The following is a 25291-nucleotide window of genomic DNA, read 5'->3' as shown; positions in this document are numbered from 1 at the left end:
CGCCTGTCTTCCTCCGTCTTCCTTCGTCACGGGGATCATGACCCCCTTTGTCTCCTGAGAGGAGCGCACCGTGCCTCCCACCGACGCGAGCGCCGGCCCCGGCTCCGTCCCCCTCCACCCGGGCTGCTCCCGCCCCAGAGACACCGAGGGCACGGCAGACACCGGGGACACCGCATCCTTCGGGGACGGCGAGGACACGCTGGACCTGCGTCTGCCCGACGAATTCGTCGCGCTCTTCGCCGCCGCGGGGCCCGGCCGAGGCAAGGGGTACCCGGCCGACATCGGGGACGACCTGCTCGACCACATCGCCACCTGGGGACCGGCCCACACCCCCGTGGGCAGCTTCGAGCTGGTGCCGGTACGCGTCGAGCACGACCTGCCGCTCGTCCATCGCTGGATGAACGACCCCGCAGTGGCCCCGTTCTGGGAGCTGGCCGGACCCGCCGGCGAGACGGAGAGCCACCTGCGCGCTCAACTCGACGGCGACGGACGCAGCGTGCCGTGCCTGGGCGTGCTGGACGGCACCCCCATGAGCTACTGGGAGATCTACCGGGCGGACCTGGATCCACTGGCCCTCCACTATCCGGCGCGTCCGCACGACACCGGGATCCACCTCCTCATCGGTGATGCGGCCGACCGAGGGCGGGGACTCGGATCCGCCCTGCTCAGAATCGTGGCCGATCTGGTCCTGGACCGTCGGCCCGCCTGCGCTCGTGTCGTCGCGGAACCCGGTCTTCACAACACCCCCTCCGTGGCCGCATTCCTGAGCGCCGGCTTTCGGTTCGCGGCAGAGGTCGACCTGTCCGCCAAGCGGGCCGCCCTCATGATCCGGGACCGAGTCCTGCGCGGTCTGATGTAGCGCACCGTCACGGAGCGTTCACATGTTGTACGTTCGACGGCTCGATCCGGTTCCCCGGTCCGCTCGCGAAGCTCGATCCGGTTCCCCGGTCCGCTCGCGAAGATTGAAGAGGCCGCCCCGGACCTGGTCCGGCTCATCCGCACCGGCCGGTCGTCCCCGTCCCGTCCCAGGAGTCCCGGCAGTGATCCCACCCCTCGTCCCCGCCTTGATCGCCCGTTTGTCAGTGCCGGGCCGTAGGGTGGTCGGGCTATGACGAAGCCCTCTCTCCCCGAACTCCTGCATGCCGCTGTCGCAGCCGTCGGCGGTACGGAGCGCCCCGGCCAGGTGACCATGGCCGAAGCGGTCGCCGAGGCGATCGACGACGGAGCCCACCTGCTGGTCCAGGCCGGCACCGGAACCGGAAAGTCGCTGGGCTACCTCGTGCCCGCGCTCGCGCACGGGGAGCGTGTGGTCGTCGCCACGGCCACACTCGCGCTGCAACGCCAGCTCGTGGAACGCGACCTGCCGCGCACCGTCGAGGCCCTGCACCCGCAGCTGCGCCGCCGCCCGGAGTTCGCCATGCTCAAGGGCAGGTCGAACTACCTGTGCCTGCACCGCCTGCACGAGGGCATGCCGCAGGACGAGGAGGACGGACTCTTCGACCAGTTCGAGGCCGCCGCGCCCACCAGCAAGCTGGGCCAGGATCTGCTGCGCCTGCGGGACTGGGCCGACGAGACCGAGACCGGTGACCGCGACGGCCTCACACCGGGAGTCTCCGACCGCGCCTGGGCGCAGGTCTCGGTGTCCTCGCGGGAGTGCCTGGGCGCGTCGAAGTGTGCCTATGGCGCCGAGTGCTTCGCGGAGATGGCCCGCGAGCGCGCCAAGCTCGCCGACGTCGTCGTCACGAACCACGCACTCCTCGCCATCGACGCGATCGAGGGCGCCCCCGTACTGCCGCAGCACGAGGTGCTGATCGTGGACGAGGCGCACGAACTCGTCTCCCGTGTCACCGGTGTCGCCACCGGCGAACTCACGCCCGGACAGGTCAACCGCGCCGTGCGCCGGGCCGCCAAGCTCGTCAACGAGAAGGCCGCAGACCAGCTCCAGACCGCCGCCGAGGGCTTCGAGCGGGTGATGGAGCTGGCGCTGCCGGGCCGCCTCGAGGAGATCCCGGAGGACCTCGGCTACGCCCTGATGGCGCTGCGGGACGCCGCCCGTACGGTCATCACCGCGATCGGCTCGACCCGGGACAAGTCCGTTCAGGACGAGGACGCGGTGCGCAAGCAGGCACTGGCCTCGGTGGAGACGGTGCACGACGTGACCGAGCGGGTCCTGAACGGCTCGGAGTGGGACGTCGTCTGGTACGAGCGCCACGACCGCTTCGGCGCCTCCCTGTGTGTCGCCCCCATGTCGGTCTCCGGACTGCTCAGGGAGAAGCTCTTCGCGGACCGCAGCGTCGTGCTCACCTCGGCCACGCTCAAGCTGGGCGGCGACTTCAACGGCGTCGGCGCCTCCCTGGGACTGGGTCCGGAGGGCGCGGAGGGTGAGGACCTGCCGCAGTGGAAGGGCATCGACGTCGGCTCGCCCTTCGACTACCGCAAGCAGGGCATCCTGTACGTCGCCAAGCACCTCGCGCGCCCCGCTCGGGACGGCGAGCGCTCCGACATGCTCGACGAGCTCACCGAGCTGATCCAGGCCGCCGGCGGGCGCACGCTGGGACTGTTCTCCTCCATGCGGGCCGCCCAGCTCGCCGCCGAGGAGCTGCGCTCCCGGATCCCCGAGTTCCCGATCCTGCTCCAGGGCGAGGAGACCCTCGGTGAGCTCATCAAGAACTTCGCGGCGGACCCCAGGACCTGCCTTTTCGGCACGCTGTCGCTGTGGCAGGGTGTCGACGTCCCGGGTGCCAGCTGCCAGCTGGTCGTCATGGACAAGATTCCGTTCCCGCGCCCCGACGACCCGCTGATGAGCGCACGCCAGAAGGCGGTGGAGGAGGCCGGAGGCAACGGCTTCATGGCGGTGGCCGCGACCCATGCGGCCCTGCTCATGGCCCAGGGCGCCGGCCGTCTGGTACGGGCCTCCGGGGACCGCGGTGTGGTCGCCGTACTGGACCAGCGGCTCGCGACCGCGCGCTACGGCGGGTATCTCAAGGCTTCGCTGCCCGACTTCTGGTACACCACGGACCGCCACCAGGTGCGCAGGTCGCTCGCGGCCATCGACGCGACGGCGAAGGAGGCGGAAGCCCGGTAAGGCCCCTCCCACCGGGGCGATCCAACGATCCAGGTGGGAGGGCGGCGGCCGCGGGCCGAGCCGAAAAGCACAGGGCCCCGGAACCGGCGCAGGGGTTCCGGGGCCCGGTCAGGGGGGAGGGCCGTCCGGCCCGCCCGCCGCAGCCGTCACACGCGCCGCAGCACTGCGACGACCTTGCCCAGGATGGTCGCGTCGTCGCCGGGGATCGGCTCGTAGGCCGAGTTGTGCGGGAGGAGCCAGACGTGGCCGTCCTCGCGCTTGAAGCGCTTGACGGTGGCCTCGCCGTCGAGCATGGCCGCCACGATGTCGCCGTTCTCGGCGACCGGCTGACGGCGGACGGTGACCCAGTCGCCGTCGCAGATCGCGGCCTCGATCATGGAGTCACCGACGACCTTCAGAACGAAGAGTTCGCCGTCACCGACGAGCTGCCGGGGCAGCGGGAACACGTCCTCGACCGACTCCTCCGCGAGGATCGGGCCACCGGCGGCGATACGGCCGACCAGCGGGACGTACGACGCGGCAGGCTTGCCCGCGGTGTCCGTGGGCTGCACCGTCACGGCCTGGTCGGAACCGCGCACCTCGTACGCGCGCGGGCGGTGCGGGTCACGGCGCAGGAAGCCCTTGCGCTCCAGCGCCATGAGCTGGTGCGCGACCGAGGACGTGCTGGAGAGGCCGACGGCCTGGCCGATCTCACGCATCGACGGCGGGTAGCCGCGCCGCTGCACGGAGTCCCTGATGACCTCGATCACCCGGCGCTGCCGGTCGGTGAGTCCGGAGCTGTCCGCCCGGATGCCTGGAGGTCGGCCCGGCAGGGAGCGCTTGTGCCCCTCGGGATTCGTGGCTTCGTTCATCGCATGTACCGGCTCGACTCGGCCCTGGGAGCGGTCCTGGGCAGTGATGGTGGCACTGTCTGCGGTGGTGGTCACGTCGGCCCCTCTCGATGGTCTCCCTGCTGCACAACGGTAGTTGCTTTCGAAAGGTTGCGCCAAACACACGTTCGAGTGAAAAAGTGCGATTCACCTGACGTGATCGTGTGTCCGGGTGTATGGCTAACGCGACCTCTGGCGGACAAAAGCGCCCATTGTTGTACTCTTCACCGCCGGGGTGGATCACCTCGTGGGTTGTTCCCCAGTCTGCCATCCGGAACCCCGTCAACCGGGATGCGGGTCCCTTCCGTGCCGGAGTTCTACGCGTCCTCCGTGCGGCGCCCACGCTATCTCCGCACGTGCCCCGGCGGTACGGCTGTGCGCCCGCGTGTTCCACCGGGTATTCCCAGGTGAGCGGGGCCTGTCCGGCCACGGCGACACGCGAGTCTGCCTCGGTGTATGAGCCAATCCCCACATCTAGTGGTTGGATGGCTACAGCGGCCCACAAGTTGTGTTTGACGGTGCCCCCCGGGTCTTCCGGGCCTCGGCGATCGCCTATGCTTAGGGCTGCTTCGAGGGGCCCATGTGGCCCAGCGAGGCTATTGAGTCTGCTGTGAGGAGGGTTGGAGATCATGCACTGCCCCTTCTGCAGGCACCCCGACAGCCGTGTGGTCGACAGTCGTACGACCGACGACGGCACGTCGATCCGCAGGCGCCGCCAGTGCCCCGACTGCTCCCGTCGTTTCACGACCGTGGAGACGTGCTCGCTGATGGTGGTCAAGCGGTCCGGAGTCACTGAGCCTTTCAGCCGTACCAAGGTCATCAACGGCGTGCGCAAGGCATGCCAGGGGCGGCCTGTCACCGAGGACGCCCTCGCCCAGCTCGGCCAGCGGGTCGAGGAGGCGGTGCGGGCCACCGGAAGCGCCGAGCTGACCACCCACGACGTGGGTCTGGCCATACTCGGCCCCTTGCAGGAGCTCGACCTCGTCGCCTTTCTGCGATTCGCCTCCGTATACCGGGCGTTCGACTCGCTCGAGGACTTCGAGGCCGCCATCGCGGAGCTGAGGGAAGCGACGCGGGACCCCGCCACGGACGACGAAGACGCGGCAGCGGGGAGCCAGGAAGACGATCACGGGTGCGGAGGGACCACTCAGGTCCCCATGCCCGTCCACGCCGCCGACTGACCGGCGGCCCGGAAACCGGACGGAGACCCGGGTTCCGGCCGGGAGGCGGCGACCAAGACCTGTTGCGGGCGGCAGCGTGAGGGTGCCCGCGACACAAGACAGAACACCGTGCTACGGGAACATCGTGGCACTTCAGGGCGTTTTTGCCCGTACAGGGAGGCGGCATGACAGAGACGGCGAGCGGTCCGGCACGAGGTTCCCGAGCGAAGGGCGCCAAGGCCGGCAAGGGACTGCGCATCGAGCGCATCCACACCACCCCCGGCGTGCACCCGTACGACGAGGTGACCTGGGAGCGCCGTGACGTCGTCATGACCAACTGGCGCGACGGCTCGGTCAACTTCGAGCAGCGTGGCGTCGAGTTCCCCGACTCCTGGTCGGTGAACGCGGTCAACATCGTCACCAGCAAGTACTTCCGCGGTGCCGTCGGCACCCCGCAGCGCGAGGTCAGCCTCAAGCAGCTGATCGACCGCATCGTGAAGACGTACCGGAAGGCCGGGGAGGACTACAAGTACTTCGCCTCGCCCGCCGACGCCGAGATCTTCGAGCACGAGCTGGCGTACGCCCTCCTGCACCAGATCTTCAGCTTCAACAGCCCCGTGTGGTTCAACGTCGGTACCCCGCAGCCCCAGCAGGTCTCCGCCTGTTTCATCCTGTCCGTCGACGACTCCATGGAGTCGATCCTCGACTGGTACAAGGAAGAGGGCATGATCTTCAAGGGCGGCTCCGGTGCCGGCCTGAACCTCTCCCGCATCCGCTCCTCCAAGGAGCTGCTCTCCTCCGGCGGCAACGCCTCCGGTCCGGTCTCCTTCATGCGCGGCGCCGACGCCTCCGCCGGCACCATCAAGTCCGGTGGTGCCACCCGCCGTGCCGCCAAGATGGTCGTGCTCGACGTCGACCACCCCGACATCGAGGACTTCATCGAGACCAAGGTCAAGGAAGAGGAGAAGATCCGCGTCCTGCGCGACGCGGGCTTCGACATGGACCTGGGTGGCGACGACATCACCTCCGTCCAGTACCAGAACGCCAACAACTCGGTCCGTGTGAACGACGAGTTCATGAAGGCGGTCGAAGGGGGCGGACAGTTCGGGCTGCGCTCCCGCATGACGGGTGAGGTCATCGAGGAGGTCGACGCCAAGACGCTCTTCCGCAAGATCGCCGAGGCCGCGTGGGCCTGCGCCGACCCGGGCATCCAGTACGACGACACCATCAACAACTGGCACACCTGCCCCGAGTCCGGCCGGATCACCGCGTCGAACCCGTGCAGCGAGTACATGCACCTGGACAACACGTCCTGCAACCTGGCTTCGCTGAACCTGATGAAGTTCCTCAAGGACGACGGCAAGGGCACCCAGTCCTTCGAGACCGAGCGCTTCCAGAAGGTCGTCGAGCTGGTCATCACCGCGATGGACATCTCGATCTGCTTCGCGGACTTCCCGACCCAGAAGATCGGCGAGAACACGCGCGCGTTCCGTCAGCTCGGCATCGGCTACGCCAACCTCGGCGCCCTGCTGATGGCGACCGGCCACGCGTACGACTCCAACGGCGGCCGCGCCCTGGCCGGCGCCATCACCTCCCTGATGACGGGTACGGCCTACCGCCGCTCCGCCGAGCTGGCCGCGGTCGTCGGCCCGTACGACGGTTACGCCCGCAACGCCGACGGCCACAAGCGCGTCATGAAGCAGCACTCCGACGCCAACGGCACGGCCGTCCGCATGGACGACCTGGACACCCCGGTGTGGGCGGCCGCCACCGAGGCCTGGCAGGACGTGCTGCGCCTCGGTGAGCAGAACGGTTTCCGTAACTCACAGGCGTCCGTTCTCGCCCCGACCGGCACCATCGGCCTGGCGATGTCCTGCGACACCACCGGTGTCGAGCCCGACCTCGCGCTGGTGAAGTTCAAGAAGCTGGTCGGCGGCGGCTCGATGCAGATCGTGAACGGCACCGTCCCGCAGGCCCTGCGCCGCCTGGGCTACCAGGAGGAGCAGATCGAGGCGATCGTCGCCCACATCGCCGAGAACGGCAACGTGATCGACGCCCCCGGCCTCAAGCACGAGCACTACGAGGTGTTCGACTGCGCCATGGGCGAGCGCGCCATCTCCCCGATGGGCCACGTCCGCATGATGGCCGCGATCCAGCCCTGGATCTCCGGTGCCATCTCCAAGACGGTCAACATGCCGGAGACGGCGACCGTCGAGGAGGTCGAGGAGATCTACTACGAGGCGTGGAAGCTGGGCGTCAAGGCGCTCGCCATCTACCGCGACAACTGCAAGGTCGGACAGCCGCTCTCCGCCAAGAAGAAGGACGAGAAGGCCGAGATCACCGAGAAGGCCGAGGACACGATCCGTACCGCGGTCGAGAAGGTGGTCGAGTACCGTCCGGTCCGCAAGCGCCTCCCGAAGGGCCGTCCCGGTATCACCACGTCCTTCACCGTCGGCGGCGCCGAGGGCTACATGACCGCCAACTCCTACCCGGACGACGGCCTCGGCGAGGTCTTCCTGAAGATGTCCAAGCAGGGCTCGACCCTCGCGGGCATGATGGACGCCTTCTCCATCGCGGTCTCCGTCGGCCTCCAGTACGGCGTGCCCCTGGAGACGTACGTCTCGAAGTTCACCAACATGCGCTTCGAGCCGGCCGGCATGACGGACGACCCGGACGTGCGGATGGCGCAGTCGATCGTCGACTACATCTTCCGCCGCCTGGCTCTGGACTTCCTGCCCTTCGAGACCCGGTCCGCCCTCGGTATCCACTCCGCCGAGGAGCGCCAGCGCCACCTGGAGACCGGTTCCTACGAGCCGTCCGAGGACGAGGTCGACGTCGAGGGCCTGGCCCAGTCGGCGCCGCGCGCCCAGGAGCTGAAGGCCGTCGCCACCCCGAAGGCGGAGGCCGAGGTGGCCAAGCCCGACCCGAAGCAGGCGCACACCAGCGCCGAGCTGGTGGAGATGCAACTGGGCATCCAGGCCGACGCCCCGCTCTGCTTCTCCTGCGGTACGAAGATGCAGCGGGCCGGTTCCTGCTACATCTGCGAGGGCTGCGGCTCGACCAGCGGCTGCAGCTGACGACACGCGGAACCTGAAGTAAGGGGCGCCGGCCACTGCCGGCGCCCCTTACCCATGACGTTCAGGTACGACACCGACATCCGCGACCTCTCGGAGGCGGACCGGGGAGGTGGCCCTCGACGCCTTGTCCGACGATCTTCGTTCACCCGACCCCGCGGTGCGCGACGACGGCGCGTACCTCGCGGCCCTCCGCTGGACACCGGCGCTCCACCCCGACGAGCGCGGTCGGCTCGGTGACCGTATGACCCTTCATCTGAAGGATCCGGCCGTGCAGGCCCGCAGCTTCGCGCCGCTCGTCCTCGCCCGGATCGTGGAGGCCGGCGACTGGCAGCCGCAGTGGTGGCACGCCTTCGCGGAGTGGTACCCCGCGGTAATGGATCTGCGAGGCCACGACCCGGTCCTGGGCTGGGTGGCACGCCGTGGCCCATGGAGCGGACCTCCTGGCGGTGCTCGCGCGGCATTCCGGCCAGCCACCCCAGCCACGCGCCCAGTTGGCCACGGCCCGGCTGCTGGCGCCGACCGAGCACCTCTTCGACGCCCAGGAGGACGACCGCCTCGCCTACGCGCTCGCGCAGATCCTCAGCCACCCGGACCTCCGCGAGGCCGACTCGGTGCGTTGGCTGTCACCGGTCGCCGAGGCGTTCCGGACCGGCGAGCCCGGCGCGGTGCCCGCCTGGGCCTCCAACACCATGCGCACGCTGCGGATGCTCCACGTCCTGGCCCACCGTGGGCTGAGCAGGCGCAACACGGACGAGCCTCCGTGCTCCCTCACACACCGCGAGGCCGTCCTGGAGGAACTGGCGCGGACACTCGCGATCGTGGCCCCCTACACGGCCTGAGCGTCAGGACGGGTGCGCCCTGCCCATGACCCGGGTGAAGGTGGACGGATCGTCGTCGAAGCCGTGGACACCGGCATGGAAGGTCCACCCGCCGGACTCGTCCCGCACGAACTCCGCGATCGTGGCCGCCGTGGCGCCGAGGACCGAGCCGAAGTCGTCCTCGGCGAGCACGGCGTAGCCCTCACGGATGCGCATGGCCGGATTGAGCACGTTGACGAAGGTCTTGCCGCCGGGGCCCTGCTGGATGACGACTCCGACCACCACGCGCGCGTACCTGCCGTCGAGCCGGTCGAGTTCGAGCGTCATGACCTCGTCCCAGCCGAAGCCCCTGCCGTCCGTGCTGTCGCGGTTGAGGAAGATCGTGCCGTCCGGCGAGCGGCTGTCGAAGTGCACCAGATAGGCCGGCCACCCGTACGGGTCGCCCGAGACGAAGGTCGCGGCGACGATGTCGAGATCGGTGGGCGGCTGACCCGTCGGACTGGGGTCCCACTTGAGCGCGACCTCGACCTTGCGGATTCCCTTGCTGAAGCGAGTCACCGGGCTCCCCTTCCCCCCTGAAGATCTCTCTTCCCCAACTCCCCTGGAGTCAAGGCTCCTTGCTTCATCGTGCCACGTGCGCGAGGGCGCATGCGCGGGCGATCTCCGCCGGAGCGTGACCGACGCCACGCCCGGTGGCCTTACGATGGCGCGGTGCTGGTCAAGTGGATTCGCTGCACCGTGGTGGACCGCCGCGGCTTCGAGCGGGGGCAGCGGAAATGGGCGGGGCTTCCGGGGGAGCCGGGTTTTCGGGGACAGGGCGGAGGCTGGAGCCGGCAGCGGCCCGGGGTGGCGCACGTCTTCGCCTTCTGGGAGAGCCGCGCCTTCTACGACTCCTTCATGGCCCGTTCCCACGACCGTCTGGCGGCCGCCCAGTCCGGCACGTTCAAGGACGCCCAGGTCAAGCTGTTCGAGTACCGCTTCGACGTGAAGACCGGCTTCGAGCCGCGGTTCACCGACACGGACCTGATCCGCGTGGCCCTCTGCCGGGTCCACGAGGACCGCGTCGAGCACTTCACCCTCATGCAGGAAAAGGTCTGGAACCCCGCGATGGCCGGCTCGCCCGGCATGATCCGGGGCATGTTCGCCGAGGCGCCCGAGCATGAGTTCCTGGTCCTGTCCATGTGGCGGGCGGCGGCCGAGCACGGCAAGTACCGCACCGAGCGGGTGGAGCGCCTCGCCCTGCGCGCCCAGACGGAGGCGGACATCGCGGCTCTCTCGGGTGACATCGTGGAACTGGAGCCCTCCTGGACGGTCTGAGGGCGGCGCGGACGCCGGGCGGCCAGGACAGTTGGAAAACCCAACGCTCGGATCTCCTGCCAGAGAGCGCTTCACCGTGCGGGATTCGTGTGACCTACGCCGTATGGAGCCCGCCGGAGTGCTCGACCGTCCCCCGATCGAACTAGGGTTTTGGCATGGCACGACCACGGCGCATCGTCCTTGTCCGGCACGGCGAGTCAACGGGCAATGTTGATGACTCCGTCTACGAGCGGGAGCCCGACCACGCTCTCGCGCTGACCGAACGTGGCTGGCGGCAGGCCGAGGAGACCGGAAAGAAACTCCGGGAAGTCTTCGGCCGGGAGCGCGTGAGCGTGTACGTGTCCCCATACCGCCGTACGCACGAGACCCTGCGCGCCTTCCACCTCGACCCCGACCTGATACGCGTACGGGAGGAGCCCAGGCTGCGCGAGCAGGACTGGGGGAACTGGCAGGACCGCGACGACGTGCGCCTGCAGAAGGCGTACCGGGACGCCTACGGCCACTTCTTTTTCCGGTTCCCGCAGGGGGAGTCCGGCGCCGACGTGTACGACCGGGTCGGCGGCTTCCTGGAGAGCCTGTTCCGCAGCTTCGAGGCCCCGGACCATCCGCCGAACGTGCTCCTGGTGACGCACGGACTCGCGATGCGGCTGTTCTGCATGCGCTGGTTCCACTGGACGGTCTCGGAATTCGAGTCGCTGTCCAACCCCGGGAACGCCGAGATGCGGATGCTCGTTCTCGGGGAGGACGGCAAGTACACCCTCGACCGGCCCTTCGAGCGCTGGCGGGATCCGGTGCCGCACTGGGTCAGCGGGATAGAGTGGCAGGGCGATGACCGCTGACACCTCTTCTCTCGGGCGCCTGGACCGCGCCCTGGCCAGCCTGCGCGGACTTGCGGTGGGGGACGCGCTGGGCTCGCAGTTCTTCGTTCCGGTGAACTACCCCCTGCTCAAGCGCCGCGAGCTGCCCACGGGCTCCTGGCAGTGGACGGACGACACGGAGATGGCCTGCTCGGTGGTGGCCGTCCTGGCCGCCCACCAGCGCCTGGACCAGGACGCGCTGGCCCGCTCCTTCGCCGAGCACCACGACTTCGACCGGGGTTACGGCCCAGCGGTCAACCGGTTGCTCCGCCTCGTCCGGGAGGGGCAGGACTGGCGCGAGCTGGCCGCGGGCCTCTTCAACGGACAGGGCTCCTGGGGCAACGGTGCGGCGATGCGCATCGCGCCCCTGGGCGCCTGGTACGCGGACGATCCGGAGCAGGCCACCCATCAGGCGGAGATCTCGGCGTACCCCACGCACCAGCACCGTGAGGCCGTGGTGGGTGCGATGGCCGTCGCCGCGGCCGCAGCGCTGGCCGCCGCGCCGGACGGTCCGCCCAGTCCGGAGGCGCTGCTCGACGGCGTCATCGCCCTCGTGCCGAAGAGCGCCGTCGGTGCCGGACTGCGCCGTGCCCGGGACATGCTCGACTACGGCGACGCGGGCACGGTCGCGGCCGTCCTCGGCTGCGGACGCCGTACGAGCGCCCACGACACCGTCCCCTTCGCTCTGTGGTCGGCCGCGCGCTCCCTCGCCGATTTCGACACGGCGTTCTGGACGACCGCGCAGGCCGGCGGGGACGTGGACACGAACTGCGCGATCGTGGGAGGTGTGCTCGCGTCCGGCAAGGCGGGGCAGCCGCCCGCGGACTGGGTGGAGCGGACCGAGGCGCTGCCGGACTGGGTGCCCACAGGCCACTGAGGGTCTCCTCGGCCCAGGTCCGGCGTGGGGCCTGAGCTGTGGTGAGGATTCACCGCAGCACGGTGGCGGTTCGGTGGGAAACTCTCCGTGCTCGTCGGGAACTCTGTGTGACGGCCGCCCGTTGTCCGGGTATCCGTCGTCCGTCTCGAGTCGCATCAGGGCTCGTTCGGGCAGACGCGGACAAGGGGTGCAGGGGGTGTGGGCGGTGTCGGTCGTTGTCGCTGTGCTGGTCGTGTTGGTCGTGCCGTTGCTCCCCTTGGCCGTGGTCGTCGCCATGCTCGTCACGGCGGCGCGGCCGGCCGGCCCCGGGCGTGTGCCGTCTGCCCTTCGGCAGTGGTCCGGCCGGCCGCGACTCTTCGCCGCCCCGGTCGGATCAGCCGACCCCCGGGCCCGCCGTGCCCGCGAGGGCTTCGAGGTCGCTCTTACGGATCTTGATCACCAGTCAGACGGTGAGGAACGCGAGTACCGCCATCGCGGCGGCCGGTACGAAGGCGACCGAGATGCCGTGGGCGAGCACATCGCGCCCCCAGGGCGCGGGCAGCTGGTGCGTCTTGGCGAACTGCGCCTTCTGCTCCGGCCTACCCCGCGCGAGGAACCTCGGCAGCTGCTTCTTCGCCTCGTCCGTGCTCGCGGAGCCGAACACGGTGGTCAGAATGGACAGGCTCAGCGAACCGCCCACCTGCTGTGTGGCGTTGAGCAGCCCCGAGGCGGCACCCGCCTCGTGCTGGGCGACCCCGGCGACTGCCGTGACGGTGGCCGTCACGAAGTTCAGGCCCATGCCGATGCCGAACACCAGCATCGGGCCCAGCGCTCCGCCGACGTAGGAGCTGTCGGGGCTGATGAAGGTCTGCCAGACCAGCCCGGTCGCCACGAGCGTCGAACCGGCCATCATGAACGGCTTGGGGCCGAGCGTGGGCAGGAACCGCTGCGACACCCCCCCGCCGACCGCGATCACGACCGTCACCGGGAGGAAGGCCAAGCCGGCCTTGATGGGGCTGCAGCCGAGCACGTTCTGGACGAACAGCACGATGTAGAAGAACATGCCGAACATCGCCGCTGCCAGGAAAGCATGATCACGAACGTACCCGAGCGGTTGCGGTCGGCGAACATCCTGAGCGGGATGATCGGTTCCTTCGCCCGCAGTTCGGTGAAGACGAAGGCCGGCAAAAGCACCACGGCCGCGCCCAACGAGCCGAGGGTGAGCCCGTCCCGCCAGCCGTCCTCCGAGGCACGGATGAACCCGTACACCAGCGAGGCCGTGCCCGCCGTCGACGTCAGCGCACCCGCGATGTCGAACCGACCCGGGTGCCGCTCGGACTCGCTGATGTACAGCGGCGTGAGCGAGGCGATCAGCAGACCGATGGGCACGTTGACGAGCAGCACCCACCGCCAGTCGAGCCAGTCGGTCAGCATGCCGCCCGCGAGCAGCCCGATGGCACCGCCGCCCGCCGACACGGCGGCGAACACGCCGAACACCCGGTTGCGTTCGGGACCTTCGGGGAAGGTGGTGGTGATCAACGCGAGCGATGTGGGCGATGCGATCGCTCCGCCCACGCCCTGCAGGGCGCGTGCGGCCAGCAGCTGCCAGGGTTCCTGGGCGCGGCCGCCCAGCAGCGAGGCGAAGGTGAACAGCAGGATGCCGGTGATGAACACCCGGCGTCGGCCGAGGATGTCACCGGCCCGCGCGCCTAGGAGCAGCAGACCGCCGAAGGTGAGGAGCAGCAGACCGCCGATGGTGAGTGTGTAGGCGCTGACCGGCCAAGTGAGGTCTGTGGTGCTGAACTTGAGCGCGTTGTGGCGCACCCTCGCCCCGGAACCCCCGCTTCCCCTTGCAAGCTGGAGAAACACAGATGGTTACCTCGCGCCGGACGGCCGCCCCTGCTCGGACGGCTTCCCCTCGTCGGCGCGGTACGGTGCGGTGTTCGAGCGCGCGATCCTGGACGCCGCTCTGGAGCAGCTCGGCACGGTCGGCTGGAACGGCCTGACGATGGAGGGTGTCGCGGCCGGCGGTCAGACCGGTAAGGCCGCGGTCTACCGTCGCCGGCCCCCCAAAGAGGACCTGGTCGCCGACGCGCTCGAGGCCGGGCTGCCCCGCATCGATGGGGTGCCCGACCTCGGCAGTGTCCGCGAGGACCTGCGGGCCCTGTGTCGTCGCGCACGGGACGCCGTGTACTCGCGCCCGGGTTTCGCGTTGCGTGCCGTGATTCACGAATGCGATCTGGCCCAGGTGGAGCGCTTCCATGGCGTGATCTTCGAGGATGTCGTGGAGCCGACCATCAAGCTGCTGCGGGAGGTCATCACCCGTGGAATACGACGAGGAGAGGTGTGGTCCGACACGGCCAACGGCTACGTCTGCGACGCCATTCCAGCAATGATGACGTACTGATCGAAGATGCGCGGCAGCGAATGGAGTGATCGCGATCTCGAGGAGATGGTTGACCATCTGATGCTTCCGCTGCTGCGGCCGCACGGCGCCTGATCCCGTCCGCCGGTGACCTCGGCGCTGTCCGGGGAACCGGGGTGTCGCTCGAGGATCCCGGCGGCGTACCCTAAGGGCGCCATGCCGTACGAACCGCCCACCCACACCGTCGAGCGCTCCTTGCGCGCCACGACCGGAGCGAAGGTCATTGCCGGTGTCGACGAGGTGGGGCGGGGCGCCTGGGCCGGACCCGTCACCGTCTGCGCGGCGATCACCGGGCTTCGCCGGCCGCCCATGGGTCTGACCGACTCCAAGCTGCTGACCATCAAGCGCCGTACGGAACTGGCCGACATACTGCGGTCGTGGGTGACCGCCTATGCCCTGGGGCATGCTTCCCCCGAGGAGATCGACGACCGGGGGATGACCGCCGCGCTGCGGCTCGCCGCCGTCCGTGCCTTGGACGCCCTGCCGGTGCGCCCCGACGCCGTGATCCTCGACGGGAAGCACGACTACCTCGGTGCCCCGTGGAAGGTGCGCACGGTGATCAAGGGTGACCAGTCGTGCGTGGCCGTTGCGGCGGCGTCGGTGATCGCCAAGGTTCAGCGCGACAAAATGATGGCCGAACTGGGTCTCGACCATGCAGACTTCGGATTTGCGGACAACGCCGGGTATCCGTCACCCGTGCACAAGGCCGCACTGGCGGAGCGGGGGCCCACCCCGTACCACCGCTTGTCGTGGGCGTATCTTGATGCGCTGCCCCAGTGGCGGCACCTCAAGAAGGTCCGCAGCTGGGTGGACGGAAGCGTTCCGGAAATCGAGGGGCAGCTCGGCTTCGATTTCTGACGGTTCCGCTCGCACTGATGTGCCACCCGGTCATCCGTACCGCGCCAACGTTTGATAAATATCAGCTCATGCCTCTCATTCCCGAGGAGCCTCAGATTCACGAGAGTGCCCAGGGTCCCCGCGCCACGCCGGCCAGTGGCCGTACCGCGCCGACCCCCCGCCCCGTACCCGGCCCCCGTCCCGCGGCTCCGTCCCGCCCCGGTCGTCCCGGCCCCCTGCGGCCCACGCCGCCGGTGCAGCGCATGCCGCGTGACGTGGCTCCGTCCAAGCCAGGCCCGTCGGGCCCGGCCGCTCCCGCCGCCACGGCGGCGACCCCGCAGATCCAGCTGATCCCGGCCTCGGCCGAGGGTGCCCTCGATGCCGCCGAGGAGTCGGTGGATCTGCTCCTGGACTCGGGCCGTGCCCCCGGAGAGGTGCTGGTGATCACCACCGGTGCCCAGCACCCGTGGGCCGAGCACGAGCTCTCCTTCGGCGAAGCCTCCTACTGGGCGCAGCATGACACCGGTGACGACGTCTTCTATGCGGACGCCGCCGTCGCCTCTCGTGCCGCGTCGCGCCCCGTGGTTGTCGTGGCCGTCAACGGAGGCCCTGCCGCCGCTGCCGCCACCGCACTCTCGCTGGCTCACTCCCGGGCCGGTGCGCTGCTGATCGTCTGCGGCGACCCGCAGCAGATCAACTCGGTGCTGGGCGCGGGCGTCTGAGTCACGTTCCGCTCCCGACGTCGAGGTGACGAAGGGGAGGCGCCGAGGGCAGCCGCACCGTGCGGCTTTCGGTATGCCCGGATGGCTGGCAGTGGCCGTTCCTCCTTGTGGAACGGCCGTCTGGCAGGCGTCGGGAGCCTGGCGGACGGCGTCCTGCGGAGCACGAGTTCAAGTGGCGTCATCAGTGCCGTAAGCCCGGAGCGTGCCCGCGGCCGTCTGCGTGGGCGGTGAGCCGCGCCGGGCGGGGCCGCGCACGAAGGCCCGTGTCCGGGTGTCGTACCGGCCGTTGCGTGCCGCGTGCGAGCGCTGGTGTCGCGTGACTGGTACGCGGCGCCGCATCCGGGGACTTCCCGCACAAGCGTCCCGGCCGGTGGCACAGGTTCACCGCGCAGATCGTGCCGGGGTCGTCCCCGAAACCCCTGAGCCGAGCCCTCAGCGAGCGGCTGCCCGGCGCAGGACCTCGGAGACCGGGCCGCCGCTGCGGGGAGCGAGGGACGGGCCTTCCGACAGGGCGAAGGGTTCCGGCTCCGAGTGGGCGTTCGGCCGGCGCCCGCCGCGCCCCTCGCCGAGCACGTGCCAGCCGTCCCCGGTCAGCGTGATGTAGGCCCCGCAGCGCAGCCCGTGCAGGGTGCAGGCGTCGCGCAGCCCCCACATCCAGGCGCCGTCCTCCTCGGTCCAACGCGCGTCGCCCTCGCGGCAGTAGAGCAGCACGGCGGTGCGCACCGGGGTGCGGCGACGCAGGTCGTGCGGAATGACCCGGCGCAGCTGGGCGAGCAGCGTGTTGCGGAACATCCAGCCGTCGGCCGGCACCGGACGCTTTGTGAACGAGGCGCTGGCGCACAGCCGTTCGTCGGGATCCAGGACGGCCACGACCGCCATCGACGGCTCGGGGCGATGGCGGGCGTGCAGCCCGCTGACGACCTCACGGGGGTTGCGCAGCAGGGGGATTCCGGCGGTTGCCCACTCCGCGGGCTCGAGCAGGCGACTGGCGGAAGCGGCGGACGCGGGCGTCGACAACGAGGCCGCCGAGGACGAGGCGAATCCGAAGGTCACGTTCCTCCCTTCGGCTACGCGCCCACACTGCGGGCGAGGTCGGATTCGGGGGAGCGCGCACCGCAGCAAAGCCCAACCGGATCACGGACGAACCGTGCGGGGAGCGGACTTCAATTCTTCCTGTCGAACTTGGATGCGGCAACGAGCAATTGGGGCCACCGACTGCTATCTGGTGGTGCGTGGCTTATATCCCTACCCACAAGGGCCGCCGATGACCCCTGGGCGTTCGGCCACGGCACGTTCATGCGCCCTGGCCGGCGCCCGCGCACCGCGCGCAGTGGACGGTCAGCCCTGCACGGCCAGCACCAGGGGCAGCACCGCGTCGGCGCCGGCCCGTCTGAGCAGGCGCGCGGCGACCGCGAGCGTCCATCCCGTCTCCGTGAAGTCGTCCACGAGCAGGATCGGCCCGCGGGCCTCGGCGAGCGCCGAGGTGAGGGCGGGCGGCACCGTCAACGCGCCGTCGAGGGCCTTGAGACGCTGGGCGCTGTTGCTCCGCGGCACCCGTGGCGCGTCACCGGCGTACTCCAGCGAGCCGAGCAGCGGCAGTCGGCCAATCTCGGCGATACGGGCGCCCAGGGAGTGGATCAGCGTCGGCCGGGTGCGCGAGGCGACGGTGACTACACCCACGGGCCTTGGCTGGGGATCGGCCACTGTGGAGGCCCAGCCGCCGGGACCCTTGGCCCAGTCGGCGAGCACGTCCACCACGGCTCGCGCCACGTCGTCCGGTACGGGCGCGTCCGGAGCCTGGGGCGCGACAAGGGGCCGCAGCCGGTTGCCCCAGCCGATGTCCGACAACCGGCCCAGAGCCCGCCCGGGGGAGGCCAGTTCGCCGACCGGAATGCGTCCCTTGAGGTCGATGCCGATCGTCGGGAGGCCGGTCGGCCACATGCGGCGGGGCTCCACCTCGACCCCGGCACGGCCCAGGTCGACACGGGCGGCGTCCAGTGCCGCCGTGGTCGTGTCGGCGGTGAAGCGCGGCCCCGCACAGTTGTCGCAGCGGCCGCAGGGCTTGGCACCGTCGTCGTCCAACTGGTGCTGGAGGAACTCCATCCGGCAGTCCGTGGCGGACGCGTACTCGCGCATCGCCTGTTGCTCGGCCTTGCGCTGGCGGGCCACCCAGGCGTACCGCTCGGCGTCGTACGACCATGGCTGTCCGGTCGCGATCCAGCCGCCCTTGACGCGCTTGACCGCTCCGTCCACGTCCAGGACCTTCAGCATCGTCTCCAGCCGGGAGCGACGCAGCTCCACCAGGGGCTCCAGCGCCGGCAGCGACAGCGGGCGGTCCGCCCGGGCGAGGACGTCCAGGGTGCGGCGCACCAGGTCCTCGGAGGGGAAGGCGAGCGAGGCGAAGTACTCCCAGATCGCCTCGTCCTCCTTGCCGGGCAGCAGCAGTACCTCGGCGTGCTCGACGCCACGGCCTGCGCGGCCGACCTGCTGGTAGTACGCGATGGGCGAGGACGGCGAACCGAGGTGCACGACGAAGCCCAGGTCCGGCTTGTCGAAGCCCATACCGAGCGCGGAGGTGGCGATCAGGGCCTTGACCCGGTTGGCGAGCAGATCGTCCTCGGCCTGCTGCCGGTCGGCGTTCTCCGTCTTGCCCGTGTACGAGGCGACGGCGTGCCCGCGCTGCCGGAGGAAGGCGGTGACCTCCTCGGCGGCGGCCACGGTGAGGGTGTAGACGATGCCGGAGCCCGGCAGGTCGTCGAGATGGTCGGCGAGCCAGGCCATCCGGTGCGCGGCGTCGGGCAGCCGCAGCACGCCGAGGCTCAGGCTCTCCCGGTCCAGCGGGCCGCGCAGCACCAGGGCGTCCGAGGCACCGCCGGTGCCGAGCTGCTCGGCGACGTCGGTGGTCACGCGCGCGTTGGCCGTGGCGGTGGTCGCCAGCACCGGGACTCCGGGCGGGAGGTCGCCGAGCATGGTGCGCAGCCGGCGGTAGTCCGGGCGGAAGTCGTGGCCCCAGTCGGAGATGCAGTGGGCCTCGTCCACGACGAGCAGTCCGGTCGCCGCGGAGAGCTTGGGCAGGACCTGGTCGCGGAAGTCGGGGTTGTTCAGGCGCTCCGGGCTGACGAGCAGCACGTCGACCTCTCCGGCCGCGATCTCGCTCTGGACGGCCTCCCAGTCCTCCGTGTTGGCGGAGTTGATGGTCCGGGCGTGGATGCCGGCGCGGGCCGCGGCGTCCACCTGATTGCGCATGAGCGCGAGCAGCGGCGAGACGATCACCGTGGGTCCGCTGCCTCTGGCCCGCAGCAGCGAGGTCGCCACGAAGTACACCGCGGACTTGCCCCACCCCGTTCGCTGCACGACCAGGGCCCGGCGCCGGTCGGCGACCAGCGCCTCGATCGCCCGCCACTGATCCTCGCGCAGCCGGGCCGCGCCCGTGGCGTCCCCGACGAGCCGGGCGAGGACGGCGTCCGCCTGCGCCCGGAGATCCGCGTTGCTCGTGTGCTCCATGCGTCCCATACAACAGGACGGGACTGACAATCGGGCGGGCGTGGCTGGAGCGGAACGCCCGCGGCGGTGCCGCTGTGGGGGAAACCCGACGACGGCTCCCGGTCTTGTCGTGTCCCTGATTCGAGTTATCCACAGGCTCAAGCGGAATCTCAAGCTCCGCGAGATCGTCTGGGCATGACGAATCACGGCGAAACGACCGGACCCCTCGAAAACGGCGATTTCATGGGCCGAGGGCCACTGGACGAGCGGTCCGCGCACGACCCCCAGGTCACTCTGCGGACCCCGGCCGAGCTGGCCGACGCCCTGCCCTACCTGCTCGGCTACCGACCCGAGGACAGCATCGTGCTGGTCGCCCTGCACGACCGGGAAGGCCGCGGCCGGTTCGGCGGGCGGGCCCGGCTGGGCATCCCCCTGGGCACGGAGGACTGGGAGGCGGCCGTACGACAGCTGGCCCAGGGGCTGGTGACCGGCAGCGAGCGACGCGGCGCCCGGCCCGAGCAGATGGTCGCCTATGTCTGCCAGGAACCCGGCCGGGGCGAGACGGGCCGGGACGTCATGCTCCGGCTCGAACCGCTCATCGGTCTGCTGCGCACGGAGTGCGGCACCCTCGACGTGCCGGTGATCGAGGCCCTGTGCATCTCGGACGGCCGTTTCTGGTCCTACTGCTGCCCGATCCAGGGCTGCTGCCCCGACGACGGAACACCGATGGGCCTGCCGGGCACGTCGGTGCTGGCCGCCGCGGCCACCTACGCGGGGATCCAGGTGCGAGGCACGCTCCGTGAGTTGCGGGCCAGGCTGCAGCCCTGGGAGACCAGTGCGGCCCTCGAGCAGGAGGTCGCCCTGGACGCGGCCGGCATGGCCCTGGTGCCCCGCATCCTGGACGACGCGGCCCGCCAGGGTGTGGCTGAGGAGACCCTCGGCCTGGCCGAGCGGATCATCCGCAGGTTCGCCGCGGCACCGCCGGTGCCCGGTGCGCACCCGTCCGACCTTCGCGACGACGAACTGCTCGGCCACGACGAGGCGGCGACCCTGATCCTCGGGCTCCAGGACCGCACGACCCGCGACCGGGCGGCAGCGAGGATGGAGGGTGAGGACGCCGGTGCGGCCCTGAGGCTCTGGCGCGCGCTGGCCCGCCGCTGCGTCGGGCCGTACGGCGAGCACGCCGCCGCCCCGCTGACCCTGGCGGGCTGGGTCGCCTGGTCCACCGGCGACGAGCTGGAGGCACGGGAGGCCCTCGCGATGGCGCTGGGCGCGGACCCCGACTACCTCTTCGCCCGCCTCCTGCACCAGGCCTGCAACGAAGGGCTCGACCCCGAGTCGATCCGCCGCTGCCTGCGCACGGAACGCGCGGGGCATGTGCAGACGGAGAGCGTGGAGCAGGCGGCCTTGGAAGCCGAAACTGCCCCCTGCACACCTTCGGACACGGTCGTCACAGACCCCGCAGCAGCCGCCCGGACGGACGGCCGGGATGCCGAGCGGGCTGCGGGGACCGGTGGCCCTCGGCGCCGTCGCCGAACGCGGGCCGGGGAGGGCGGCGACGACGGTCCCCGGCCACCTCGAGGGGGAACCGCACGGCGGCGGCCGGCCGGCTCCCACCCTCAACCTCCGGCCACCGGGCCGACCCGTCCGGGCGGCGCGAGGCCGGGCGGTGTGCGCACGCGTGCCGATGACGGCCCCACCCGTGGCGCCACGGCGGCGAGTCAGCGGGAGCCCGAGGGGGACGGGTGAACGCCGAGCGAGCGACGACGCCCGACACCAGGACGTGCGGGTGGCTGCCCAGAGCACGCTGGAATGTGTCATGAACGGGCACGAAAGGACGCAGGGAAGGACGAGGGCGGCCGCGCCGCGTCAACGGCGGGCGATCCTCGTCCCATGCGCATGGCACCGCAGTACCGACGCCGTTCGGGGCGCCCTCAGCCGCGTCTGCCGCCCGAGCCGCCTGAAGCCACCGTCCGACCGGAGTGGGCTCCGCCGGGGGAGCGCCCCGCCCGCCGGCCACGAGAAGGAGGCGGGCGGTCTGCTCACGGGGCTGCTGGACGCAGCGGAGTACTTCGGGCATCGGCTGCCCGAGATGTTCGCGGGGGAGCGGCGCTCTGCCGGGAGCGCTCCCCTCCCGCACCCGGCGGCCTGCCGTCCGGCCGCGACCGCCGCTGCCGCCGCGGTCCTGCTAATCACCGCGCTCGCAGGCATCCGCCCCGACGCACCCGCCCGGACCGTCACCTTGCGCCCGGTGCGGAGCGCCCCCCTCGGGGAGATCGGCCTGACCGGGCTGCGTGTCGCGGGAGCTCCCTTCGCCGTGCGGGTCAGCCGGCTCGGACTCGCCATGGTCGAGGAGGCGGCGGAAGACCTGCGACTGGGAGTGTGACCTCGAACGATGCCACTGGGGACGAAAGGAAGCCCACGCTGCCCTCCATACCGGAATGAAGCGGATCCGCCACCTGTGCGGCCGACGAAGGGAGTGTTTATCGTCAGGCAGACGACTATGATCGCCGCATGCCCTACGACCCGTCAGCCTTTCCGCCCTTCGCCGTCACCGTGGACCTGGTCGTGCTGACCGTGCGCCGCCATGCCTTGTGCGCGCTGGCGGTACGCAGGGGCGAGCCGCCGTTCCAGGGGCGTTGGGCGCTGCCCGGTGGCTTCGTACGGGCTGATGAGGATCTGACCCAGGCGGCAGCGCGTGAGCTGGCCGAGGAGACCGGGCTGCGTGCGCACGACCCGTCGGTTCCGGCCCAGGACAACGGCGCCCACCTGGAACAGCTCGCCACCTACGGCGACCCGAAGCGGGACCCCCGGATGCGGGTCGTCAGCGTCGCGCACCTCGCCCTCGCCCCGGACCTGCCCGCGCCCCGGGCCGGCGGCGACGCGAGCAACGCGCGCTGGGCACCGGTCGAGGAACTGCTGCACCAGGGCGGCTACGGCCGCGACGGCGAACCCGTGGCACCGCTCGCCTTCGACCACGCCCAGATCCTCGCCGACGGCGTGGAGCGGGCCCGTTCCAAGATCGAGTACTCGTCGCTGGCCACCGCGTTCTGCCCTCCGGAGTTCACCGTCGGAGAGCTGCGCCGGGTGTACGAAGCGGTGTGGGGCGTGGCCCTCGATCCACGCAACTTCCACCGCAAGGTGACCGGGACGCCGGGATTCCTGGTTCCGACGGGCGGTACGACCACCCGCCAGGGCGGCCGGCCGGCCCAGCTCTTCCGAGCCGGTGGCGCCACCCTGCTCAACCCTCCGATGCTCCGTCCCGAGGTCTGACGCCTGCGCCGATCGGCTGCGGGGAGAACGGGACTGCGCCTGGTGTACCGAGGTCCGGTCCCTCGAATGGCGGATGAAGGTCCCCTTCGACTTGCGCGCCACCCAAGAACAGATCAGGTGATACCCGAAAAACCGGACACCGCGCGCTATCTTGCTGTAGGTGATCCAGGCCTTCGGACTGACCAGCAACCCCCGCAAGGCGCACCCGCCCGCCGTCGACGACGTCTCCTTCGAGGCACACGCCGGTCGGGTCACCGCGCTCCTCGGACCTGCGGGCGCCGGCAAGACGACGGCGCTCAGGCTGATGCTCGAACTGCAACAGGGCCGCGGCATCACCTACTTCAGGGGCCGGCCCCTGCACCGGATCGCCCACCCGTCCCGGGAAGTCGGCGTGCTCCTCGGTGACGTACCCGGCCACCCGGCCCGCTCGGTCCGCGGGCATCTGCGCATGCTGTGCGCGGCGACGGGAGTTCCCGTCCGGCGGGCCGACGAGGTCCTCGAAGTGGTCGGCCTCGTCAGCCTCCGCGGGGAACGCCTCGGCACCCTGTCACGCGGCATGGACCGCAGACTCGGACTGGCCTGCGCCCTCCTCCCCGACCCGCACACGCTCGTGCTGGACGACCCCACCAACGGTCTCTCGGCCCGCGAGGCGCGCTGGCTGCACGGCATGCTGCGCGCACACGCGGCTCAGGGCGGCACGGTGCTGTTCACGACGGCCGACTCCAAGGAGGCCGCGCGCACGGCCGACCGGGTCGTCACCCTCGACGGCGGCAGACTCGTCGCCGACCTGGAGGCCAGGAAGTTCGCGCGGACCCGGCTGCGTCCGCGCGTGGCCGTCCGAAGCCCCCACGCGGCCCGCCTGGCGGCCCTGCTCACCAAGGAGGCCCGCACCGCGCAGCGTTCCGTCGAGGTCGTACGGGAGGGCGGCAATCGCCTTTCCGTGTACGGCAGTACGACCGCCGACGTCGGCGAGACGGCCTTCCGGCACGGCATTCTCATCCACCAACTCGCCGATGAGGTGGGGGACTTGGGGGGCAGCGCGGAAGCGGGGCCCCGAAACGAGGTGAGCACGGTCGACGAGGCCGTGACTGCCGGGCGGGAACAGGCCGTAACGGAGCGCTCGCCACAGGGGCGGGTGCGAGCCGCGTCCGGCTCTTCGACGGAAGGGTGGGCCGCGCGGCGTGCGCAGACGGTGCCCGGTCTCCCGTCCGGGGACCAGAAGCCGGCGGTGTCCGGGGTCTCGGCGCCGGAGGCGGGGACAGACGCCGACGGCGGGCGGCCTTCGGTCGGGGGAGTCCACGGCCACGACTCCATGCCGGGCCGTGCGAAGATCGTCAACGGCAGTCCGGCCGGGGGAACAGGAGTCGACCGTACGTCGGCCGGCGCCGCGGACGGAGCGGGCCGTGATGCCGAGGTCGTTCCGTCCGGCGCGCCTGCGACCGCCGGTGACCCCCGTTCCGCAGGCGCGGCGCCGGAGGGCGACCTCTCGGAGGCCTCCGCGGACCCGGGCGGCGGCACCGTCAGCACGCCTGCGGCCGGTACGACTGCTCCCGGCGCGACTGTCCCGGGTGCACGGAATCCGGGTGCCCGGAAATCCGCCAAGCGCCAACCCCAGGCCGGGAAGCCCTCACGCGCGCGTGCCGAGGCGGCCCCTGACCTCGACACTCTGTCCCCCCTCCCGCCCCCCATCTCCGTCCGCCCCGCCTCCAGCCCCCTGCGCCCCCTGCGCTACGAACTCCGGCGCGCCGCTGGAGTCGGCACCGGCTCCCTCACCTGCGGGGCCGTGCTGGTACTGTCCGCGCTCACCGCCGTGGTCCTGGCGCGGCTCGGGCACACGCCACAGGCGAGGCTGCTCGCCGCGTGGCCGCGGGAACTGCCGCTGCCGCCCGCGGCGCTCGCTGCGGGACTGCTCGGTGCGCTGGCCTTCGGAGACGAGTTCCGCCACCCCGCGCTGGCGGCGGACCGCGGGACCGTGCCCCGCCGACTGGGGCTGCTCACCGCGAAACTCCTCGTCTCCGGAGCCACCGCCCTGATGCTGGCCGTCCTCACCGTGGGCTGTGACGCCGAAGTGCTCTATCTCGTCTACGGACGGGAGCTGACACAAGTTCCCTCGGACTGGCTTTCCCTGGCCGCGAGTTGGGTCGGGCTGGTGATCGGCTGTGCGTGGGCCGGTGTCCTCGCGGCCGGCGTCTTCCGGTCCACCACGGCGGGCCTCGCCGCGGTTCTCACCGTACCCGTCCTCGTGGTTCCCCTGGTGCACAAGGCTCTGGCGGGCCCCAGCGTGCGGATGGCGGCCGGCTTGCCGGTGCGGATGCGGGAGGTGTTCCTGCTGCAGTGGCCTTTCGGAGGGGAGCGGTACCTGCTCGCCACGGCCCGGGTCGTCGCCCAACCCGAAGGGGGGGCACTGACGTTGTCGCTGACCGCGCTGCTGTGCGCCTACCTGGTCACCGCGCTCCGTGCCAGGGCTCGATGACGACCTTCCGTACGCTTCCGGTCCAGCCGTGCACACAAC

General features: G+C 70.9%; 17 protein-coding genes and 4 pseudogenes. 16 read left to right on the top strand and 5 right to left on the bottom strand.

All coding sequences use genetic code 11. The features are described 5' to 3' along the window. The first annotated feature begins 70 nt into the window (after positions 1–70). Positions 71–859, top strand: a complete 789-nt coding sequence (locus tag ACFZDC_RS08430) for a GNAT family N-acetyltransferase (RefSeq protein WP_391321443.1) — start codon at positions 71–73, stop codon at positions 857–859. 249 nt (positions 860–1108) lie between these two features. Then, on the top strand, positions 1109–3085 hold the full coding sequence (locus ACFZDC_RS08425; RefSeq protein WP_391321441.1) for a helicase C-terminal domain-containing protein: 1977 nt from the start codon (positions 1109–1111) through the stop codon (positions 3083–3085). A gap of 146 nt (positions 3086–3231) precedes the next feature. Here the strand turns inward: ACFZDC_RS08425 and lexA are convergent, their stop codons facing one another. Continuing rightward, a complete protein-coding gene (gene lexA / locus ACFZDC_RS08420; RefSeq protein ID WP_333772146.1) occupies positions 3232–4011 on the bottom strand; it encodes a transcriptional repressor LexA in 780 nt (259 codons plus the stop codon). A gap of 572 nt (positions 4012–4583) precedes the next feature. Here lexA and nrdR point away from each other — a divergent pair. The 4 genes and pseudogenes from nrdR to ACFZDC_RS08400 all read left to right on the top strand — a co-directional run bounded on the left by nrdR (position 4584) and on the right by ACFZDC_RS08400 (position 9030). Continuing rightward, positions 4584–5135, top strand: a complete 552-nt coding sequence (nrdR, locus tag ACFZDC_RS08415; protein ID WP_391321438.1) for a transcriptional regulator NrdR — start codon at positions 4584–4586, stop codon at positions 5133–5135. A 164-nt stretch (positions 5136–5299) separates the two neighbouring features. Next, positions 5300–8191 carry a vitamin B12-dependent ribonucleotide reductase gene (locus ACFZDC_RS08410; RefSeq protein WP_391321436.1) on the top strand — a complete coding sequence of 964 codons (2892 nt, stop codon included), beginning with the start codon at positions 5300–5302 and terminating at the stop codon, positions 8189–8191. 241 nt (positions 8192–8432) lie between these two features. Continuing rightward, positions 8433–8546 (top strand): annotated as a pseudogene (locus ACFZDC_RS08405) (hypothetical protein); the annotation flags it as partial. Positions 8547–8610: 64 nt separating this feature from the next. Then, positions 8611–9030 carry a DUF2785 domain-containing protein gene (locus tag ACFZDC_RS08400; protein ID WP_391321434.1) on the top strand — a complete coding sequence of 140 codons (420 nt, stop codon included), beginning with the start codon at positions 8611–8613 and terminating at the stop codon, positions 9028–9030. Positions 9031–9033: 3 nt separating this feature from the next. Here ACFZDC_RS08400 and ACFZDC_RS08395 read toward each other — a convergent pair whose 3' ends face one another. Continuing rightward, positions 9034–9567, bottom strand: a complete 534-nt coding sequence (locus ACFZDC_RS08395; protein WP_391321432.1) for a TerD family protein — start codon at positions 9565–9567, stop codon at positions 9034–9036. 153 nt (positions 9568–9720) lie between these two features. Here ACFZDC_RS08395 and ACFZDC_RS08390 point away from each other — a divergent pair, with 153 nt between their 5' ends. The 3 genes from ACFZDC_RS08390 (at position 9721) to ACFZDC_RS08380 (ending at position 12060) form a co-directional block, all read left to right on the top strand. Beyond that, entirely contained in the window at positions 9721–10326 is a 606-nt protein-coding gene (locus ACFZDC_RS08390; RefSeq protein ID WP_391321430.1) for a DUF4937 domain-containing protein, read from the top strand. Positions 10327–10481: 155 nt separating this feature from the next. Further along, complete coding sequence (locus ACFZDC_RS08385; protein ID WP_391321428.1) at positions 10482–11165, top strand: histidine phosphatase family protein; 684 nt, start codon at positions 10482–10484, stop codon at positions 11163–11165. Continuing rightward, on the top strand, positions 11155–12060 hold the full coding sequence (locus tag ACFZDC_RS08380; RefSeq protein ID WP_391321426.1) for an ADP-ribosylglycohydrolase family protein: 906 nt from the start codon (positions 11155–11157) through the stop codon (positions 12058–12060). Before ACFZDC_RS08385 ends, ACFZDC_RS08380 begins: the two co-directional genes overlap by 11 nt. Positions 12061–12433: 373 nt before the next feature. Here the strand turns inward: ACFZDC_RS08380 and ACFZDC_RS08375 are convergent. Further along, a pseudogene (locus tag ACFZDC_RS08375) lies at positions 12434–13854 on the bottom strand (MFS transporter); the annotation flags it as partial. A 56-nt stretch (positions 13855–13910) separates the two neighbouring features. On the opposite strand from ACFZDC_RS08375, the pseudogene ACFZDC_RS08370 reads away from it, so the two are divergent. From ACFZDC_RS08370 to ACFZDC_RS08360, 3 genes and pseudogenes are all read left to right on the top strand, one after another. Further along, positions 13911–14539: pseudogene (locus tag ACFZDC_RS08370) on the top strand (TetR/AcrR family transcriptional regulator). Positions 14540–14620: 81 nt separating this feature from the next. Further along, entirely contained in the window at positions 14621–15322 is a 702-nt protein-coding gene (locus tag ACFZDC_RS08365) for a ribonuclease HII (protein ID WP_391321425.1), read from the top strand. 68 nt (positions 15323–15390) lie between these two features. After that, positions 15391–16023, top strand: a complete 633-nt coding sequence (locus ACFZDC_RS08360) for a hypothetical protein (protein ID WP_391321423.1) — start codon at positions 15391–15393, stop codon at positions 16021–16023. A 432-nt stretch (positions 16024–16455) separates the two neighbouring features. Here the strand turns inward: ACFZDC_RS08360 and ACFZDC_RS08355 are convergent, their stop codons facing one another. Both ACFZDC_RS08355 and ACFZDC_RS08350 read right to left on the bottom strand, forming a co-directional pair. Beyond that, on the bottom strand, positions 16456–17076 hold the full coding sequence (locus ACFZDC_RS08355; protein ID WP_391321421.1) for a hypothetical protein: 621 nt from the start codon (positions 17074–17076) through the stop codon (positions 16456–16458). 285 nt (positions 17077–17361) lie between these two features. Beyond that, positions 17362–19527, bottom strand: coding sequence for a RecQ family ATP-dependent DNA helicase (locus tag ACFZDC_RS08350; protein ID WP_391321419.1), 2166 nt, complete (start codon positions 19525–19527; stop codon positions 17362–17364). Positions 19528–19701: 174 nt separating this feature from the next. Between ACFZDC_RS08350 and ACFZDC_RS08345 the strand changes: the two genes are divergently transcribed. The 4 genes and pseudogenes from ACFZDC_RS08345 to ACFZDC_RS08330 all read left to right on the top strand — a co-directional run bounded on the left by ACFZDC_RS08345 (position 19702) and on the right by ACFZDC_RS08330 (position 25252). Next, positions 19702–21255, top strand: a complete 1554-nt coding sequence (locus ACFZDC_RS08345) for a DUF4192 family protein (protein ID WP_391321417.1) — start codon at positions 19702–19704, stop codon at positions 21253–21255. Between the two features lie 262 nt (positions 21256–21517). Further along, a pseudogene (locus ACFZDC_RS08340) lies at positions 21518–21892 on the top strand (glycogen debranching protein); the annotation flags it as partial. Between the two features lie 128 nt (positions 21893–22020). Continuing rightward, entirely contained in the window at positions 22021–22779 is a 759-nt protein-coding gene (locus tag ACFZDC_RS08335) for an NUDIX domain-containing protein (RefSeq protein WP_391321416.1), read from the top strand. A 160-nt stretch (positions 22780–22939) separates the two neighbouring features. Beyond that, positions 22940–25252, top strand: a complete 2313-nt coding sequence (locus ACFZDC_RS08330) for an ATP-binding cassette domain-containing protein (protein WP_391321414.1) — start codon at positions 22940–22942, stop codon at positions 25250–25252. Positions 25253–25291: the final 39 nt, after the last annotated feature.

This window comes from Streptomyces sp. NPDC007905, from assembly GCF_042959345.1.
Lineage (GTDB): Bacteria > Actinomycetota > Actinomycetes > Streptomycetales > Streptomycetaceae > Streptomyces.
The sequence above is the reverse complement of the archived record's forward strand: the minus strand, read 5'-3'. Positions and strand labels throughout refer to the sequence as shown.

Excerpts from the sequence above, each read along its gene's own strand:
- ACFZDC_RS08425 (WP_391321441.1), top strand. The coding sequence starts at position 1,109 with ATGACGAAGCCCTCTCTCCCCGAACTCCTGCATGCCGCTGTCGCAGCC.
- ACFZDC_RS08365 (WP_391321425.1), top strand. The coding sequence starts at position 14,621 with ATGCCGTACGAACCGCCCACCCACACCGTCGAGCGCTCCTTGCGCGCC.
- ACFZDC_RS08380 (WP_391321426.1), top strand. The coding sequence starts at position 11,155 with ATGACCGCTGACACCTCTTCTCTCGGGCGCCTGGACCGCGCCCTGGCC.
- ACFZDC_RS08385 (WP_391321428.1), top strand. The coding sequence starts at position 10,482 with ATGGCACGACCACGGCGCATCGTCCTTGTCCGGCACGGCGAGTCAACG.
- ACFZDC_RS08360 (WP_391321423.1), top strand. The coding sequence starts at position 15,391 with ATGCCTCTCATTCCCGAGGAGCCTCAGATTCACGAGAGTGCCCAGGGT.
- ACFZDC_RS08335 (WP_391321416.1), top strand. The coding sequence starts at position 22,021 with ATGCCCTACGACCCGTCAGCCTTTCCGCCCTTCGCCGTCACCGTGGAC.
- ACFZDC_RS08410 (WP_391321436.1), top strand. The coding sequence starts at position 5,300 with ATGACAGAGACGGCGAGCGGTCCGGCACGAGGTTCCCGAGCGAAGGGC.
- nrdR (WP_391321438.1), top strand. The coding sequence starts at position 4,584 with ATGCACTGCCCCTTCTGCAGGCACCCCGACAGCCGTGTGGTCGACAGT.
- ACFZDC_RS08345 (WP_391321417.1), top strand. The coding sequence starts at position 19,702 with ATGACGAATCACGGCGAAACGACCGGACCCCTCGAAAACGGCGATTTC.
- ACFZDC_RS08350 (WP_391321419.1), bottom strand. The coding sequence starts at position 19,527 with ATGGAGCACACGAGCAACGCGGATCTCCGGGCGCAGGCGGACGCCGTC.